16 protein-coding genes are annotated in these 16320 nt (G+C 61.5%); 8 read left to right on the plus strand and 8 right to left on the minus strand.

Features of this window, described 5'->3' with window-relative positions; genetic code table 11:
* Positions 1 to 62: 62 nt before the first annotated feature.
* Both I8746_RS14660 and I8746_RS14665 read right to left on the minus strand, forming a co-directional pair.
* Positions 63 to 1061 carry a phosphate ABC transporter substrate-binding protein PstS gene (locus I8746_RS14660; RefSeq protein WP_014861173.1) on the minus strand — a complete coding sequence of 333 codons (999 nt, stop codon included), beginning with the start codon at positions 1059 to 1061 and terminating at the stop codon, positions 63 to 65.
* Positions 1062 to 1297: 236 nt separating this feature from the next.
* The gene (locus I8746_RS14665) at positions 1298 to 2587 is read right to left on the minus strand and encodes an MFS transporter (RefSeq protein ID WP_003253318.1); all 1290 of its coding nucleotides are present in this window, start codon (positions 2585 to 2587) and stop codon (positions 1298 to 1300) included.
* 361 nt (positions 2588 to 2948) lie between these two features.
* Between I8746_RS14665 and I8746_RS14670 the strand changes: the two genes are divergently transcribed.
* Complete coding sequence (locus I8746_RS14670) at positions 2949 to 3347, plus strand: acyl-CoA thioesterase (RefSeq protein WP_003253317.1); 399 nt, start codon at positions 2949 to 2951, stop codon at positions 3345 to 3347.
* Between the two features lie 71 nt (positions 3348 to 3418).
* Entirely contained in the window at positions 3419 to 4315 is an 897-nt protein-coding gene (locus I8746_RS14675; RefSeq protein WP_221100775.1) for a D-hexose-6-phosphate mutarotase, read from the plus strand.
* A 122-nt stretch (positions 4316 to 4437) separates the two neighbouring features.
* Here the strand turns inward: I8746_RS14675 and I8746_RS14680 are convergent, their stop codons facing one another.
* The 4 genes from I8746_RS14680 to purE form a co-directional block, all read right to left on the minus strand.
* Positions 4438 to 4971, minus strand: coding sequence for a DUF3299 domain-containing protein (locus I8746_RS14680; protein WP_012054120.1), 534 nt, complete (start codon positions 4969 to 4971; stop codon positions 4438 to 4440).
* A gap of 48 nt (positions 4972 to 5019) precedes the next feature.
* Entirely contained in the window at positions 5020 to 5265 is a 246-nt protein-coding gene (locus tag I8746_RS14685) for a GlsB/YeaQ/YmgE family stress response membrane protein (protein ID WP_003253308.1), read from the minus strand.
* A gap of 108 nt (positions 5266 to 5373) precedes the next feature.
* On the minus strand, positions 5374 to 6456 hold the full coding sequence (locus I8746_RS14690; protein ID WP_010955825.1) for a 5-(carboxyamino)imidazole ribonucleotide synthase: 1083 nt from the start codon (positions 6454 to 6456) through the stop codon (positions 5374 to 5376).
* Between the two features lie 10 nt (positions 6457 to 6466).
* Positions 6467 to 6958, minus strand: coding sequence for a 5-(carboxyamino)imidazole ribonucleotide mutase (gene purE, locus I8746_RS14695; RefSeq protein WP_003253304.1), 492 nt, complete (start codon positions 6956 to 6958; stop codon positions 6467 to 6469).
* A gap of 269 nt (positions 6959 to 7227) precedes the next feature.
* Here purE and I8746_RS14700 point away from each other — a divergent pair, with 269 nt between their 5' ends.
* Positions 7228 to 7854 carry a zinc-dependent metalloprotease family protein gene (locus I8746_RS14700; RefSeq protein ID WP_088512623.1) on the plus strand — a complete coding sequence of 209 codons (627 nt, stop codon included), beginning with the start codon at positions 7228 to 7230 and terminating at the stop codon, positions 7852 to 7854.
* Here the strand turns inward: I8746_RS14700 and I8746_RS14705 are convergent.
* Positions 7846 to 8763 (minus strand): LysR substrate-binding domain-containing protein, encoded by a 918-nt coding sequence (locus I8746_RS14705; protein ID WP_003253299.1) that lies wholly within the window; start codon positions 8761 to 8763, stop codon positions 7846 to 7848. The two genes, I8746_RS14700 and I8746_RS14705, sit on opposite strands and share 9 nt — an antisense overlap.
* Before the next feature lie 182 nt (positions 8764 to 8945).
* Between I8746_RS14705 and aspA the strand changes: the two genes are divergently transcribed.
* From aspA to I8746_RS14725, 4 genes are all read left to right on the plus strand, one after another.
* Complete coding sequence (gene aspA / locus I8746_RS14710) at positions 8946 to 10370, plus strand: aspartate ammonia-lyase (protein WP_003253297.1); 1425 nt, start codon at positions 8946 to 8948, stop codon at positions 10368 to 10370.
* Between the two features lie 231 nt (positions 10371 to 10601).
* Positions 10602 to 11594: an AraC family transcriptional regulator gene (locus I8746_RS14715; protein WP_003253295.1), complete on the plus strand. Its 993-nt coding sequence runs from the start codon at positions 10602 to 10604 to the stop codon at positions 11592 to 11594.
* 296 nt (positions 11595 to 11890) lie between these two features.
* A complete protein-coding gene (locus I8746_RS14720; protein WP_012054125.1) occupies positions 11891 to 12934 on the plus strand; it encodes a histone deacetylase family protein in 1044 nt (347 codons plus the stop codon).
* Positions 12934 to 14037, plus strand: a complete 1104-nt coding sequence (locus tag I8746_RS14725) for a polyamine ABC transporter substrate-binding protein (RefSeq protein WP_010955830.1) — start codon at positions 12934 to 12936, stop codon at positions 14035 to 14037. Before I8746_RS14720 ends, I8746_RS14725 begins: the two co-directional genes overlap by 1 nt.
* Before the next feature lie 31 nt (positions 14038 to 14068).
* Here the strand turns inward: I8746_RS14725 and I8746_RS14730 are convergent, their stop codons facing one another.
* Positions 14069 to 15598 (minus strand): PLP-dependent aminotransferase family protein, encoded by a 1530-nt coding sequence (locus tag I8746_RS14730; RefSeq protein ID WP_012054126.1) that lies wholly within the window; start codon positions 15596 to 15598, stop codon positions 14069 to 14071.
* Positions 15599 to 15687: 89 nt separating this feature from the next.
* Between I8746_RS14730 and I8746_RS14735 the strand changes: the two genes are divergently transcribed.
* On the plus strand, positions 15688 to 16317 hold the full coding sequence (locus I8746_RS14735; RefSeq protein WP_003253288.1) for an FMN-binding negative transcriptional regulator: 630 nt from the start codon (positions 15688 to 15690) through the stop codon (positions 16315 to 16317).
* Positions 16318 to 16320 lie beyond the last annotated feature (3 nt).

Genomic DNA, 16320 nt, shown 5'->3' on the forward strand with positions numbered 1-16320 from the left:
TGGCTTCGGACTGGAAATTCGTGGAAGAGGCCGGGCTGTGGCACCGGCCTCCTCTTAATTACTTACTTCTTTGCAACGTTACCGGCGTGCGACAGGCCCAGGTCAGCCAGAGTCTTGTCGACGACTTTGGCCGGCAGCGGGATGTAGCCATCCTTCACCACCACCTGCTGGCCCGCTTGCGACAGCACCAGCTTGACGAACTCGGCTTCCAGCGGGGCCAGAGGCTTGTTCGGCGCCTTGTTGACGTAGACGTACAGGAAGCGCGACAGCGGGTAGGTGCCGTTCAGGGCGTTGGCTTCATTGTCTTCAATAAACTCACCGCCGTCTTTCTTGGCCAGGGCTACGGTCTTCACGCTGGCGGTCTTGTAACCGATGCCCGAGTAGCCGATGCCGTTCAGCGAGGAGCTGATCGACTGCACGACCGAAGCCGAGCCAGGCTGTTCGTTGACGTTAGGCTTGAAGTCGCCTTTGCACAGGGCTTCTTCCTTGAAGTAGCCGTAGGTGCCCGATACCGAGTTGCGGCCGAACAGCTGGATTGGCTTGTTGGCCAGGTCGCCGGTCACACCGACGTCGCCCCAGGTCTTGATCTCGGCCTTGCCACCGCACAGGCGAGTGGAAGAGAAGATGGCGTCAACCTGAGCCATGGTCAGGCCCTTGATTGGGTTGTCCTTGTGCACGAACACGGCCAGGGCGTCGACGGCGACCGGGATGGCGGTCGGCTTGTAGCCGTACTTCTGCTCGAAGGCTTGCAGCTCGACGTCCTTCATCTTGCGGCTCATCGGGCCGAGGTTGGCGGTACCTTCGGTCAGCGCGGGTGGCGCGGTAGAAGAGCCGGCAGCCTGGATCTGGATGTTTACGTTCGGATATTCCTTCTTGTAGGCCTCGGCCCACAGAGTCATGAGGTTCGCGAGGGTGTCGGAACCAACGCTGGAGAGGTTGCCCGAAACACCCGTGGTCTTGGTGTAGGTCGGGATCGCAGGATCGACAGCGGCTACCGCGTTGGCGGTTGCAACGCCAGCGGCGGCAAAGGTAAGGGCCGCCATCAAACGCTTCAGTTTCATGCCTTGCTCCTAGCAGGAATATTGGGGTGTTGGATGGAACGGGCCCAAGTATCGGCAGGCCGCATGAACACGATATGACTTCATTATGACAATTGGATGAAAGGCCATCACTGAAAGCAGGTGTGGCCTCTTCGCGGCTAAAGCCGCTCCTACAGGTTCGGTGTCGGCCTTGAGGCCTGTGCAAAACCCTGTAGGAGCGGCTTTAGCCGCGAAGAGGCCAGTAGCCGTAGCGCAGATCAGCGCTTGTTGGCGAGCAGGTACAGGCCCACGGCCAGACCGACGGCGCACAGGCCTGCCACGTAGTAGGCAGGCGCCATCGGGCTCACCTTCAGCAGTGCGGTCACCACCATCGGCGTCAGCCCGCCAAAGATGGCGTAGGCCACGTTGTACGAGAATGACAACCCGCTGAAACGCACCACCGCCGGGAACGCCTTGACCATTACATAAGGCACTGCGCCAATCACACCCACGCACAGGCCGGTCACGGCATACAGCGGGAACAGCAACTCGGGGCGGGTCGGCAGGCTGTGGTAGAAGGTCCAGGAGCTGGCCAGCAGCAGCAGGCTGCCGATCACGAATACGCGGCCTGCACCAAAGCGGTCGGCCAGGCTGCCGGCACCTATACAACCAAAGCTGAGCAACACGATGGCCAGGCTGTTGGCTTTGAGCGAGTCGGTCGGGCTGATGTGGTAGAAGCTCTGCAGCAGCGCCGGGGTCATCAGGATGACCACCACGATGCCGGCAGAAAGCATCCAGGTCAGCAGCATGGACAGGATGATCGGACCACGGTGATCGCGCAGCACAGCGCGCAGCGGCAGCTCCTCGGCCAGTGCCTTGCGTTGCTGCATTTCGGCGAACACCGGGGTTTCGTGCAGCCAACGGCGCAGGTACACCGAGAACAGGCCGAACACACCGCCAAGCAGGAACGGGATACGCCAGGCGTAGTCAGCCACTTCTTCCGCGCTGTACACGCTGTTGATCAAGGTCGCTACCAGCGAGCCCAGCAGAATGCCGGCAGTCAGGCCGGCGGTCAGGGTGCCGCAGGCATAGCCGGTGTTGCGAGCCGGCACGTGTTCAGAGACGAACACCCATGCGCCCGGTACTTCGCCGCCGATTGCCGCGCCCTGGATCACACGCATCAGCAACAGCAGGATCGGTGCCCACATGCCGATCTGCGCATATGTCGGCAGCAGGCCCATGATCAGGGTCGGCAGGGCCATCATGAAGATGCTCAGGGTGAACATCTTCTTGCGCCCGAGCAAGTCGCCGAAGTGGGCCATGATGATGCCGCCCAGCGGCCGCGCCAGGTAGCCGGCGGCGAAGATGCCGAACGTTTGCATCAGCCGCAGCCACTCGGGCATGTCGGCCGGGAAGAACAACTTGCCCACCACCGTCGCGAAGAACACGAAGATGATGAAATCGTAGAACTCCAGCGCGCCGCCCAGGGCGGACAGTGAGAGGGTCTTGTAGTCGCTGCGGGTCAGCGGCCGCGAGGGCTGCTCGATACTGCTGGGCACGGAAGTCATCGCTCGTTGTTCTCTTTATAGGGCATGCAGGCCGCTTGGCGCGCGGCTTCTGGATTGGAGACAGGCGAAGATAGCAAATTGCCGAGCTACGCCGAAAGCGATACAAAATCCACACAGATATTCGTGAATGCGCGGTCGTCGCTGGCCGTTATGCCCTATATACTGGCATTTCGTAGGATTATGTTGCTCCTAACGTGGGATGTTGTGCGAAAACGCCGGTCACTATTGTCAGGCGGTTTCGCAGAGTTTCCCTACGGCCGCCCAGTGAAACGAAATCGGCGTAGTATGTTTCAAGCTGAATCGTTTACCCGGCCTTTGCGCCACACCAACGAAAAGCGTCACGGGTCAGAGGCCCCATCGCATGATTGAGCTCGAACAAGAAGATCCAATCCCGCAAGGCGACCTGGCCTTGCAAATCACCGCATTGCCGCGAGAAACCAACGGTTTCGGCGATATTTTCGGCGGTTGGCTGGTTGCCCAGATGGACCTGGCAGGCACGGCCATGGCCAGCCGTGTCGCCGGCGGCCGCGTAGCCACCGTAGCCATCGACCGCATGGCCTTCCTGGTGCCCGTCGCGGTCGGCGCACAGCTGTCTTTCTATACCCAGACCTTGGAAATCGGCCGCAGCTCGATCCAGATGATGGTCGAAGTGTGGAGCGACGACCCGCTGTCCAGCGAATGGCGCAAGGTCACAGAAGCGGTATTCGTCTTCGTCGCCATCGACGGCAGTGGTCGTACCCGCTCGGTGCCTCGTCGCTGAGCCACGCTGGCGGTAAACTCATTGCATCTGCCCGGGTCCAAGGCCCACTGGCAATCAATGAGAAGAACGCAATGGCTACCTTTCAGGTCGTAACCGAGCAACATGGCGAACTCAACTGCTGGCGTATCAGCAGTGACCGTGCCGAACTCCTGATCGCCCAGCAGGGCGCACAGGTCCTCAGCTACCAGCAGGTGGGCGAACCGCCACTGCTGTGGCTGAGCGACCAGGCCATCTTCCGCCAGGGCAAGTCGGTACGCGCCGGGGTACCGGTGTGCTGGCCATGGTTTGGCAACCTGCAGCGCAACCCTCAGGCCGTCCAGGCCATGTACCAGGGAACACCGGCGCCTGCCCACGGGCTTGCGCGCACGCGTGACTGGAAATTGCTGGGTATCGAAGAAGTGGGCGAGGCCCTGCGGATCGAGTTCGAACTGCCTGAAGCGCGGGGCGACCTGCCCGGTTGGCCCCATGATGTCGAGCTGAAACTGGTGGTGGAGATGGGCGCAAACCTGACACTGAGCCTGACCAGCCGCAACATGGGCAATACCCCCGTGACCATCAGCCAGGCCCTGCATAGCTACTTCGCGGTCAGCGATGTGCGCCAGGCGCGGGTCGAGGGTGTCGACGGGCTGGGTTATATCGAAACCCTGGCGGGCTGGGAACAACGCCAGCAGCAGGGGGCACTGACGTTTGCCGGGGAGACGGACCGAATCTACCTGAACACCCCGCAGACCCTCAGCATCGTCGACCCGCATTGGAATCGGCGGATTACCTTGACCAGCAGCGGCTCGCGCTCGGCGGTGATCTGGAACCCGTGGACCGAGCGAGCCAAAGACTTGGCGGACATGGCTGATGATGGCTGGCAGCGGATGTTGTGCATCGAGACGGCGAATGTGTGGGATGACCTAGTGGAGTTGAAGCCTGGGGCGAGTCATTCGCTGGGCGTCCAGATCGGTTGTGAAAATATCTGAGCCCTGCTCTTTTATTACCGGCCTCTTCGCGGGCTTGCCCGCTCCCACAGGTTCTCCACAAGCCTCGAAATTGTGGGTTACCTGTGGGAGCGGGCAAGCCCGCGAAGAGGCCGGGGCAATTATCAAAGGTCTGCGTCTTCCACCACCCTCACCTTGTCTGCATCCAGCGCATAGGCCGCATCGGCCAGGTCATTGCTGACCTTCTCCACCTTCAGCTTGCCGCTGACCCACAGCGGGGTGTAGATGTCATCGATCTTAAGGCCTTTCGGGTAGCGCACCAGTACCAACTGGTTGGGCGGCGGTGGCGGCACATGGATGCACGCCCCCGGGTACGGCACCAGGAAGAACAACGTGCTGTTGCCCTTGGCGTCACTCTCCAGCGGCACAGGGTAGCCACCCAGGCGGATATCCTTGCCATTCATGGCTGCAACGGTCTTGGTCGAGTACATCACCGCAGGCAGGCCCTTGCTCTGCTTGAGGCCTCCCTTGGCGGTAAAGGTGCCCATGGCTTCCGGTGAGTTGTGGTCGATTTCAGGCATTTGTTCCAGCGCCTTCTGGTCCGACCTGGGCATCAGCTCCAGCCAGTCGGTTTCGGGCAGTTCGGCATGGGCCAGGGTACTGGCCAACAGCAAGGGGACAAGGAAAAAGGCACGCATGGAAATGCTCGGCAACTCGAATGAATTGCCGAGCATTCTAACCAGTAATCAGCGTTTCTTGATGAATCCGTAGATCACCAGCAGCACCACGGCACCGACCAGCGCGCCAAGGAAGCCCGCCGCTTGCCCAGCCTGGTATATACCCAGCGCCTGGCCGCCATAGGTAGCCAACAAGGAGCCGGCAATACCCAGCAGGATGGTCATGATCCAGCCCATGCTGTCATCGCCCGGTTTGATGAAGCGGGCCAGCAGGCCGACGATGAGGCCGATGAAGATGGTTCCAATGATACCCATGGCAATCCCTCTGCAGTGAAGTTGGAACAAGCCAAAGCCTAGACGGGCTTCGGCTTGTTGCCATATTCAGAGGGCATGCCGCTTGCGGAAGTTCGATTCGAAGCCCGATCAGTTACTGATCAGCGCCTCTACTTCGGCAATCTTGCGCTCGAGGGTGGCCATGTCAGGGCAGCGCAGGGTGGCGTGTCCTACCTTGCGGCCAACCTTGAAGGCCTTGCCGTAGTGGTGCAGGTGACAGTCGCCGATGGCAACAACCTTGTCCACGGCCGGCACTTCACCGATGAAGTTGAGCATCGCGCTCTCGCCCACCTTGGCGGTCGAGCCAAGTGGCAGGCCGGCAACGGCACGCAGATGGTTCTCGAACTGGCTGCACTCGGCGCCTTCGATGGTCCAGTGCCCGGAGTTGTGCACGCGCGGGGCGATTTCGTTGGCCTTCAAGCCACCGTCAACCTCGAAGAACTCGAAGGCCATCACGCCAACGTAATCCAGCTTCTGCAACACACGGCCGACGTAATCTTCGGCCAGAGCCTGCAGCGGGTGTGCCTGGCTGGCTACCGACAAGCGCAGGATGCCGCTCTCGTGGGTATTGTGCACCAGCGGGTAGAAGCGGGTTTCACCATCGCGGCCACGCACGGCGACCAGCGACACCTCGCCGGTGAACGGCACGAAGCCCTCCAGCAGGCATGGCACGCTGCCCAGCTCGGCGAAGGTACCCACCACGTCTTCTGGCGTGCGCAGCACCTTCTGGCCCTTGCCGTCGTAACCCAGCGTGCGGGTTTTCAGCACGGCCGGCAGGCCGATGCTGGCCACCGCGGCGTCCAGATCTGCCTGCGAGAGGATGTCGGCGAAGGCCGGGGTGGGGATGCCCAGGTCGCGGAACATGCTCTTTTCGAACAGGCGGTCACGGGCGATGCGCAGCGATTCGGCGCTGGGGTACACGGGCACGAACTGCGAGAGGAAGGCCACAGTCTCGGCCGGGACGCTTTCGAACTCGAAGGTGACCAGGTCGACTTCGTCGGCCAGCTGACGCAGGTGGTCCTGATCGCCGTAGTCGGCACGCAGGTGTTCGCCCAGGGGCGCAGCACAGGCGTCCGGTGCCGGGTCGAGGAAGGCGAAGTTCATGCCCAGCGGGGTACCCGCCAGGGCCAGCATGCGGCCCAGCTGGCCGCCACCGATTACACCGATCTTCATGGGTTGAGCCTCAAGCCTGGCGCGGGTCTGGGTTGTCCAGCACGGTGTCGGTCTGTTCCGTGCGGAACTGCTTCAACGCCGCGTGGTACTGCGGGTACTTGGCGCCCAGAATGCTGGCCGACAACAGGGCAGCGTTGACCGCACCGGCACGGCCGATGGCCAGGGTGGCAACCGGCACACCGGCTGGCATCTGCACGATCGACAGCAGCGAATCGACGCCCGACAGCATCGACGACTGCACCGGCACGCCCAGCACCGGCAGGTGGGTCTTGGCGGCGCACATGCCTGGCAGGTGGGCTGCGCCACCGGCACCGGCGATGATCACCTCGATGCCACGGCCCTCAGCCTCCTCGGCATACTGGAACAGCAGATCCGGGGTGCGGTGGGCGGAAACCACCTTCACTTCGTAGGGAATGCCGAGTTTTTCCAGCATATCGGCGGTGTGGCTAAGGGTGGACCAATCGGACTTGGAGCCCATGATCACGCCAACCAGTGCACTCATCGTCGAGCCTCTCCTGCAAGCGCCTTCTGGCGCGCTAAAAGCAACAAGCCACGCAGGTGGGCCGGCGTGGCTTGTCATACGGATTCTGAATCGACCAGGTCGGCCGAAGGCGCGGGATTGTAACGTATTTAAAGGCTGGCCGCCCACCCCTACAAGCACATGCCGGATCAAAGGGCAAGCTGTCTCGTGGGACAACTTTTTCCTGCTGCCTCGGGGTCGACGAGTGCTGCACGCTCGCAGCCCTTACTCGCGCACTTTGGTACGTCTACATGAAAACTCCATGCTTTTTCGCACTTTCGTTTGGCCTGGTACTCGGCTTGCAATTGCCAAGTGCTTCGGCGGCCCACTCGCTCACCGTCACCGTCTATGTGCACGACGACCTGGCCGATATGCACGACGGGAAATTGAACGAAGACTTCTTCCAGCATTGGCTGAACGAAATGCGCAGTTTCAGCCAACATCCCATCGAAGTGATATTTCAACGCAATGTAAAACACATAACCGATATTGCTTATGCAGGAATGCCGTCCGAAAAGCTCCTGGAAGCTTTCAGCCAGCAGGTGTATGCACAACAGCGACACCGGCTCTACTCTCTCATGGACAAACATCTCCTGCTCACTCGCAACAGCTACGATCATAGCGGCCTGAACTACAACGCCGGCTTGGCCTATTTCAAGCAGAAAACGGCCATTGCCTCTGTGGCCGCATACGGTGCTGCAGCTCATGAAATTGGCCATCTGCTAGGCGCCACGCATGAAGACGCCGAACTGAAGTTCAATGGCTGGGTGTGCGAAACGTACACGCACCCCCGTGTACCGGCACGATCCAACTGCTACCGCTACAGCGACAGGAATCGTGCAAATATCACTGATTACCTGAAATACAACTCAAATTGACGCTTCACCTTGTGCGCCAGACGACTCCAGCTTGCGCCATAGCAAGCGGACGTTAGCCTTACGAACCAAAGCACAGCGGTACAGGCGGATTTCCAGCGGCACATGCCATTGGCTACCGCCGCAGATCGCCAGCTCACCGCGTTCGAGCTCGCCACGCATCGACAGGCGCGGCACCCAAGCGATGCCCATCCCCTCCAGGGCCATGCTCTTGAGGCTGTCGGCCATGGCGGTTTCGTAGACGGTGGTATAACGCAGGTTGCGCTGGCGCAACAGCAAGTTGACCGAGCGGCCGAGGAATGCGCCGGCGGTGTAGGCTAGCAACGGCACACTGCCCTCGCCCTCCAGGTCGAACAACGGCTTGCCATCGGCATCCACGGCGCACACCGGCAGCATTTCAGTGGTGCCCATGTGCAGCGACGGGAAGATCTCGGCATCCATCTGCAAGGCCGCGTCCGGGTCGTAGAACGCCAGCATCAGGTCGCAGCCGCCTTCGCGCAGTGCATGTACGGCATCTCCGACGTTAGTCGCAACCAGGCGGGTGGCGATGTTCAAACCGTCGTTGCGCAGCTGGGCCACCCAACGGGGGAAGAAACCCGACGCCAAGGAGTGGGCCGCAGCTACCTGCACCACTTCGCCCTGCCCGCCTTCCAAGTGATGCAAATGGCGGAGAATTTCGCTCAACTGGTCGACAACAGTACGTGCTGTGACGAGAAATAGCTGACCCGCCTCGGTCAACTCGATGGGTGTGCGAGAGCGGTTCACCAGTTGCAGGCCCAACGCCGCCTCAAGGCTGCGAATGCGCCGGCTGAAGGCCGGTTGGGTCACGAAACGCCGCTCTGCGGCCTGGGAAAAACTGCGGGTAGCGGCCAGAGCACTGAAGTCTTCCAGCCATTTGCTTTCAAGGTTCACGAAGCACATCTCCCGGCGCGCACCAAAATGGAACACGCTCGAATATCAATTGGCGTCACATGAAACACTATGCCGTTTGTGCATAGGTTAGCGTGCAATAGCATTGGCCGCAAAAACACCTTCAGGCCTAGGATTGGCGCCATTCCGGCATGTGCCGGGTCAAAATCGAGATGATATACATCATGTCCTCTGCTGCATCGTTCCGCGTCGAAAAAGACTTGTTGGGTACCCTTGAAGTTCCTGCAGATGCCTACTACGGCATCCAGACCCTGCGCGCTGCCAACAACTTCCACCTCTCCGGTGTTCCGCTGTCGCACTACCCGAAGCTGGTCGTGGCCCTGGCCATGGTCAAGCAGGCCGCTGCCGACGCCAACCGTGAGCTGGGTCACCTGAGCGATGCCAAGCATGCTGCCATTTCCGCAGCCTGCGCCCGCCTGATCAAAGGCGATTTCCACGACCAGTTCGTGGTTGACATGATCCAGGGCGGCGCTGGTACTTCTACCAACATGAACGCCAACGAAGTCATTGCGAACGTTGCGCTGGAGGCCATGGGCCACCAGAAGGGTGAGTACAAGTACCTGCACCCTAACAACGACGTGAACATGGCGCAGTCGACCAACGACGCCTACCCGACCGCAATCCGCCTGGGCCTGTTGCTGGGTCACGACGCGCTGCTGGCCAGCCTTGATAGCCTGATCCAGGCCTTCGCTGCCAAGGGTAAAGAATTCGACCACGTACTGAAGATGGGCCGTACCCAACTGCAGGACGCCGTACCGATGACCCTGGGCCAGGAATTCCGCGCCTTCGCCACCACCATGACTGAAGACCTGCAGCGCCTGCGCTCGCTGGCTCCGGAACTGCTGACCGAAATCAACCTGGGCGGTACCGCCATCGGTACTGGCATCAACGCCGACCCTGGCTACCAGGCCTTGGCCGTACAGCGCCTGGCCACCATCAGCGGCCATCCGCTGGTACCCGCTGCCGACCTGATCGAAGCCACCTCCGACATGGGCGCCTTTGTGCTGTTCTCCGGCATGCTCAAGCGCACCGCGGTCAAGCTGTCGAAGATCTGCAACGACCTGCGCCTGCTGTCCAGCGGCCCGCGTACCGGCATCAATGAGATCAACCTGCCAGCGCGTCAGCCAGGCAGCTCGATCATGCCAGGCAAGGTCAACCCGGTTATTCCAGAAGCTGTGAACCAGGTGGCCTTCGCCATCATGGGCAACGACCTGGCCCTGACCGTCGCCGCCGAAGGTGGTCAGCTGCAGCTGAACGTGATGGAGCCGCTGATCGCCTACAAGATCTTCGACTCGATCCGCCTGCTGCAACGCGCCATGGACATGCTGCGCGAGCACTGCATCGTCGGCATCACCGCCAACGAACAGCGCTGCCGTGAACTGGTCGAGCACTCGATCGGCCTGGTTACCGCACTGAACCCGTACATCGGCTACGAGAACGCCACCCGTATCGCCCGCGTTGCCCTGGAAAGCGGCCGCGGCGTACTGGAACTGGTGCGCGAAGAGAAGCTGCTGGACGACGCGATGCTCGACGACATCCTGCGTCCGGAAAACATGATCGCTCCACGTCTGGTTCCGCTGAAGGCGTAATCAGGCCGCTGTAAACAGTCTCACCAGGTCGAGGGACTAGACACCTCTCAACCTTTCCAAGGCCCGAGCGCTTGCTTCGGGCCTTTTTTTTTGCCTGAAGGTTTTGGCGACCGCTATGCAGGCCTTCGCAACACCCGGCCGCACCGGCAGGGTATGTGGTTTGCCTGCAGCCCCGGATATCGGCACACAACTTGCTCCATAATGCGTCCCAGCCCAACGGGATTACCCAGCATGCTGCACAGCCACCTGACCACCCTCAACGCAGTTTCGCTGATCCTCAACGTCTTCCAGGCAGACGGTTGCGAGGCGTCGGCGTTGCTGGCCGGTAGCGGCATTGGCCCGGCAGACCTGGGGCATGCCGATGCGCGCATCACCACCCAGCAGGAGCTGCAGGTTTGCGCCAATGCTGTGGCCCGGCGCGAGGACATTGGCCTGGAACTGGGCCAGCGCATGCGTGTGTCGTGCTACGGCATGCTCGGTTACGCGCTGCTCTCCAGTGCCACTTTGGGTGACGCCTTACGCCTGGCGCTGCAGTATCCGGCACTGCTGGGAACAGTCTTCAAGCTGCGCTTGCTCGACGACGGCCAACGTGTCTGGTTCAGCGCCAGCGATTACCAGGACAGCCCGGCGCTGAGCGCTTTCAACGCCGAGTTCTGTCTGGTGTCACTGAAAGTCATCTGTGACGACCTGCTTGGCCGGCCATTGCCGCTGCTTGGCGCACGCTTCGAACACCCTCGCCCTGGTTACCACGCGCTCTATGCCGAAGCGTTTCAATGCCCGATCGGTTTCGCCGCCGAGGACAATGCCTTTGCCTTCGAACGGCGATGGCTGGATATGCCGCTGCCGCTGGCCGACCCGATTACTCACAAAGCCATGAGCGAGCGCTGCCGGCGCCTGAACCTTGAATTCACCGGTCGCCAGGCATGGCTGGGGCGGATTCGCCAGCTGTTGGCGCAGCAACTGGACGCAGCACCTGGGCTGGAAGGGCTTGCGCGGCAGATGAACTGCTCGTCGCGCACCCTGCGCCGGCATTTGCAGGCGCTGGGCAGCAGTTATCAACAGCTGCTGGATGAGCTGAGGTTCGAGCGGGCCAAGCAGTTGCTGGCCGATGAGCAGATGCCGATCTACCGGATTGCGGAGACTTTGGGGTTCAGTGAGACGGCCAGTTTTCGGCATGCCTTCCAGCGCTGGAGTGGCGTGGCGCCCAGCCATTTTCGTGGTTGACCTGTTCTGGCCTCTTCGCGGGTAAACCCGCTCCTACTGGGGCGTCACAACCCCTGACGCCCTGGTGGCCATTGTAGGAGCGGGTTCACCCGCGAAAGGGCCGGGCCTGCCGGCCAATGTCCAAAGGCCGTTCACCGTTGCCGCCGCTGCCTTACCCGCGACGAGGCTGGGATAGGTCACCACCCATATGGCCAAAGACCTTGGCCATATCGATCCCCTTTTGGCCGTTTGCGTCGTTCTCCCCTGCTGATCAGCCCATGACAATGGACCCACGCCAGTCCCACCGGAGAACAACAATGCTGACGATCTATTCCGATGACCACCGCCTGCACCACGGCCGCTGCGAGCTGATCGATGGCAAGCTGATGCCCTGTTTCGAAATGCCTTCGCGCGCCGACCATGTGCTCGACCAAGTGAAAACCCGCAACCTCGGCGACATCCAGGGCCCGACCGACTTCGGCCGTGCGCCGCTGTTGCGCGTCCATAGCGCCGATTACCTGGATTTCTTCGAAGGCGCCTGGGCGCGCTGGGCTGCACTGGGCCAAGAGGGTGACCTGCTGCCCTTCACCTGGCCAGCCCGCACACTGCGCCAGGTCAAGCCGACCGGCCTGCATGGCGAACTGGGTTACTACAGCTTCGATGCCGGCGCCCCCATCACCGCAGGCACCTGGCAGGCGGCCTATAGTGCTGCACAAGTTGCCCTGACCGGCCAGGCAGCGATTCAGCAAGGCGCCCATGCGGCGTTCGCCCTGTGCCGTCCGCCAGGGCACCACGCTGCCGGCGAAGTGATGGGCGGCTACTGCTATCTGAATAATGCCGCCATCGCTGCCCAGGCCTTCCTCGACCAAGGCCGACGCAAGGTCGCCATCCTTGACGTCGACTACCACCACGGCAACGGTACCCAGGACATCTTCTACAGCCGCGACGACGTGTTCTTCGCCTCGATCCACGGCGACCCGCAGGACGAATTCCCATTCTTCCTCGGCTATGCCGATGAAACCGGCGAAGGCGCAGGCCAGGGCTACAACATCAACTACCCCTTGCCGGCCGGTAGCGACTGGGCCGCCTGGAGCGCAGCCCTGGAGGATGCCTGCAAGCGCATCGCCAGCTATGACGCCGACGTACTGGTCATCTCACTGGGTGTGGACACCTTCAAGGACGACCCCATCTCGCAGTTCAAGCTGGACAGCCCGGACTACCTGGAAATGGGCAAGCGCATCGGCCAACTCGGCAAGCCGACCCTGTTCGTGATGGAAGGCGGCTACGCTGTGGAGGAAATCGGCATCAACGCGGTCAATGTGCTGGAAGGCTTCCAGCGCGCCCAGCCAGGAGCCCGATAATGGTCCGACTCAAACGTCTGCTCGCCCCGTTCATCGCTGCCACCCTGTTCGCGGGCGCCCTGCATGCGCAAGCCGAGCAGCGAACCCTGCGTGTATATAACTGGTTCGATTACATCACCCCGCAGACCTTGACTGCCTTCCAGAAGGACAGCGGCGTGAAGCTGGTGTACGACATCTTCGACACCAATGAGGCATTGGAAGCCAAGCTGCTAACCGGCAACTCCGGCTATGACGTGGTAGTACCGTCCAACGTGTTCCTCGCCAAGCAGATCGAAGCCGGGGTGTTCCAGCCGCTGGATCGCAGCAAGCTGCCGAACTGGCAACACCTGGACCCGGCACTGATGAAGCTGATCGAAGCTAACGACCCGGGCAACAAGTTTGCCGTGCCGTATATGTACGGCACCGTGCTGATCGGCTTCAACCCGGCCAAGGTCAAGGCTGCGCTCGGCGACAACGCACCGGTGGACAGCTGGGACCTGATCTTCAAGGAAGAGAACATCGCCAAGCTCAAGCAGTGCGGCGTGGCCCTGCTCGACTCGCCGTCGGAGATTCTACCGCTGGCCCTGCAGTACCTGGGCTTGCCGCCGAACAGCGACAAACCGGCTGACTACAAGAAGGCCGAGGAGCTGATGCTGAAGATTCGTCCGCATATCACCTACTTCCACTCCTCGAAGTACATGGCAGACATCGCCAATGGCGACATCTGTGTGGCAGTGGGCTACAGCGGCAGCTTCTCGCAGGCAGCCAACCGCGCCCGTGAGGCGAACAACGGCGTGGTGGTGGACATGCGCCTGCCCAAGGAAGGCGCGCCGATCTGGTTCGACATGCTGGCGATTCCAAAGGGTGCAGCGAACCCGGAGGATGCGCATACGTTCATCAATTACCTGCTGCGGCCAGAGGTGATTGCGCCGATCAGCGACTTCGTGGGGTATCCGAACCCGAACAAGGATGCGACCGACAAGGTGAATCCGACGATTCGCAACAACCCCAACCTGTATCCGACGGCAGAGGCGATGGCCAAGCTGTATACCCTCAAGCCTTTGACGCGAAATGCCGAACGGGCCAGAACCCGCGCCTGGACGCGGATAAAGTCCGGTACCTGATGTTGAACCGGGGGCTGCTTTGCAGCCCCCTTCATTTTCTCCAGACTTTGCGTAGTTTCATCAAGGCTTCAGCAATCTCGCCCTCCGGCACTGCCGCAAAGCCCAGTACCAGCCCTGCCCGCTTATCCACAGGCACCTCGCAGTCCGCCAACCAGAAATTGCTCAGTGGTGTCACTTCCACCCCCACCGCTTCAGCCGTGGCCACCAACTCCTGCTCCCGAGCAAAGTTATCCACATCGACCTTCACATGCAGCCCAGCCGCCACTTCCGGCATTGCGCCCAACCCCGGAATATCCACAGGCCAACCGGCCTTGAGCACATCGCGCCGCTTCAATGCCGCCTTGCGCATACGGCGGATATGCCGCTGAAAATGGCCACGGGCCATGAACTCGGCCATCACGCACTGACTGCTGACCTCCGAATGCCGCATTACCAACGCTTTGCCTTGGCTGAAAGCCTGCACCAGCTTCGACGGAAGCACCAGGTAGCCCAGACGCAACGCCGGGAAGGCGATCTTGCCGAAGGTGCCGACATACAGCACCCGCCCGTGCCGGTCGAGCGCTGCCAGCGGGGCCAGCGGTGCACCGCTGTAGCGATACTCGCCGTCGTAGTCGTCCTCGATGATCCAGCCGTCACTGCGTTCAGCCCAGGCCAGCAATGCCAGGCGACGTGCAAGGCTCATGGTCACCCCGGTCGGGTATTGGTGCGCAGGCGTGACATAGGTCAGTCGGCAATCCGTCAATTGTTCCAGCCGGCTGCAGTCCAGCCCGTCTTCATCCACAGGCACGCCACACACCCGGCCGCCCGCGAGCGTGAAGGCATGAGCGGCCGCCCGATAGCCTGGGTTTTCCACAGCCACACCGTCGCCCGGTTGCAGCAGCAACTGTGCACAAAGGCTGATGGCCTGCTGCGCACCGCCTGTGATCACAATTTGTTCAGCCGTACAGCTCAGCCCCCGCGAGCGGCGTAGATAGGCCGCTATCAGATCGCGCAAAGCCGGCTCGCCAGCGGGGTCACCATAGCCCAGTTGCGCAGGGGACGGGTTGCGCCAGAAACCCGCCTGTAGCTTGGCCCAGACGTCAAACGGGAACAGGTCAAACGCCGGAATGCCAACGCGAAAAGCACGCGGCGCACCGCTTCTGGGCGGTGGCAAATGGTTGTTTTTCAGGCGCTGCAGAGGTGCGCCTAAAAGCCTCCCGCTGGATAAATCCTCAGTATTTTCTTCACGAAATGTGGATAACCCTGTTGATAAGCCCAGGGATAACCCTGTGGATACTTGTGTGGACAGTTTCGGCAGCCGGCTAACGTAGGTGCCATCACCGACCCGGCTTTCGATGAAGCCCTCGGCATACAGTTGATCGTAGGCGCGCACCACGCTGTTGCGTGAAAGCGCCAACATGGCAGCCAGGTCGCGCGTAGCCGGCAGGCGAGTACCACTGCTCAGGCGCCCATCCAGTACGCGCGCTCGCAACACCTGATACAGCTGCTGGCTAAGCCCGCGGCTGCGATCCAGGGCGATCCCGGCAGGGTCGAAAGGCAGGATGAGGGGCGACTCGCGCATGATATTGGACCTATGAAAACAGGCATTAATGGATCTTACACAGAACCAATAGCCTGCCTAGGATGGAGCCATTCGACAAGGATCCCGCCATGTACAACAGTAAGCCGCACCAGGAACACGACCTCACCCGCTTGCACCAGCACATGCTAGACACCCGCCTGGCCGTTCTGGTCAGCCAGGGCGAACAGGGCCTTCTGGCCACGCACCTGCCGGTGCTGGTCGATACCGCCGAGGGCGATTTCGGCACTGTGTATGCCCACCTGGCCCGGGCCAACCGCCAATGGCAAGACCTGCAGCACGGCGGCGAAGCACTGTTGGTATTCCCCGGCGCCGATGCCTATGTCAGCCCCGGTTTTTACCCAAGCAAGGCCGAAAACCCAAAGGTGGTGCCGACCTGGAACTACCTGGCGGTGCACGCTTATGGCCCGGCCGAAGTTATCCATGAGGCCGAGCCGCTACTGGCTATCGTAAGCCGCCTGACCGACCGCCACGAACAGGGTCGCAGCGAACCCTGGAAAGTCACCGATGCCCCTGCCGACTACATCGAGGGCATGCTCCGCGCCATCGTCGGTATCCGTCTGCCCATCGCACGCCTGCAAGGTGCGCGCAAACTCAGCCAGAACCGCTCCGGGCACGACATCGATGGCGTGCGCGAGGGCCTGAGCGCCAGCCCCGATCAACGGGACAATCAACTCGCGGCGCACATGCGCCAACTCTGAAGG

It is taken from the genome of Pseudomonas sp. USTB-Z (genome assembly GCF_019691255.1).
Taxonomy (GTDB): Bacteria; Pseudomonadota; Gammaproteobacteria; order Pseudomonadales; family Pseudomonadaceae; genus Aquipseudomonas; species Aquipseudomonas alloputida.

Excerpts from the sequence above, each read along its gene's own strand:
- I8746_RS14670 (WP_003253317.1), top strand. The coding sequence starts at position 2,949 with ATGATTGAGCTCGAACAAGAAGATCCAATCCCGCAAGGCGACCTGGCC.
- I8746_RS14685 (WP_003253308.1), bottom strand. The coding sequence starts at position 5,265 with ATGGGTATCATTGGAACCATCTTCATCGGCCTCATCGTCGGCCTGCTG.
- I8746_RS14730 (WP_012054126.1), bottom strand. The coding sequence starts at position 15,598 with ATGCGCGAGTCGCCCCTCATCCTGCCTTTCGACCCTGCCGGGATCGCC.
- aspA (WP_003253297.1), top strand. The coding sequence starts at position 8,946 with ATGTCCTCTGCTGCATCGTTCCGCGTCGAAAAAGACTTGTTGGGTACC.
- I8746_RS14690 (WP_010955825.1), bottom strand. The coding sequence starts at position 6,456 with ATGAAGATCGGTGTAATCGGTGGCGGCCAGCTGGGCCGCATGCTGGCC.
- I8746_RS14660 (WP_014861173.1), bottom strand. The coding sequence starts at position 1,061 with ATGAAACTGAAGCGTTTGATGGCGGCCCTTACCTTTGCCGCCGCTGGC.
- I8746_RS14725 (WP_010955830.1), top strand. The coding sequence starts at position 12,934 with ATGGTCCGACTCAAACGTCTGCTCGCCCCGTTCATCGCTGCCACCCTG.
- I8746_RS14720 (WP_012054125.1), top strand. The coding sequence starts at position 11,891 with ATGCTGACGATCTATTCCGATGACCACCGCCTGCACCACGGCCGCTGC.
- I8746_RS14675 (WP_221100775.1), top strand. The coding sequence starts at position 3,419 with ATGGCTACCTTTCAGGTCGTAACCGAGCAACATGGCGAACTCAACTGC.
- I8746_RS14680 (WP_012054120.1), bottom strand. The coding sequence starts at position 4,971 with ATGCGTGCCTTTTTCCTTGTCCCCTTGCTGTTGGCCAGTACCCTGGCC.
- I8746_RS14715 (WP_003253295.1), top strand. The coding sequence starts at position 10,602 with ATGCTGCACAGCCACCTGACCACCCTCAACGCAGTTTCGCTGATCCTC.
- purE (WP_003253304.1), bottom strand. The coding sequence starts at position 6,958 with ATGAGTGCACTGGTTGGCGTGATCATGGGCTCCAAGTCCGATTGGTCC.
- I8746_RS14700 (WP_088512623.1), top strand. The coding sequence starts at position 7,228 with ATGAAAACTCCATGCTTTTTCGCACTTTCGTTTGGCCTGGTACTCGGC.
- I8746_RS14665 (WP_003253318.1), bottom strand. The coding sequence starts at position 2,587 with ATGACTTCCGTGCCCAGCAGTATCGAGCAGCCCTCGCGGCCGCTGACC.
- I8746_RS14735 (WP_003253288.1), top strand. The coding sequence starts at position 15,688 with ATGTACAACAGTAAGCCGCACCAGGAACACGACCTCACCCGCTTGCAC.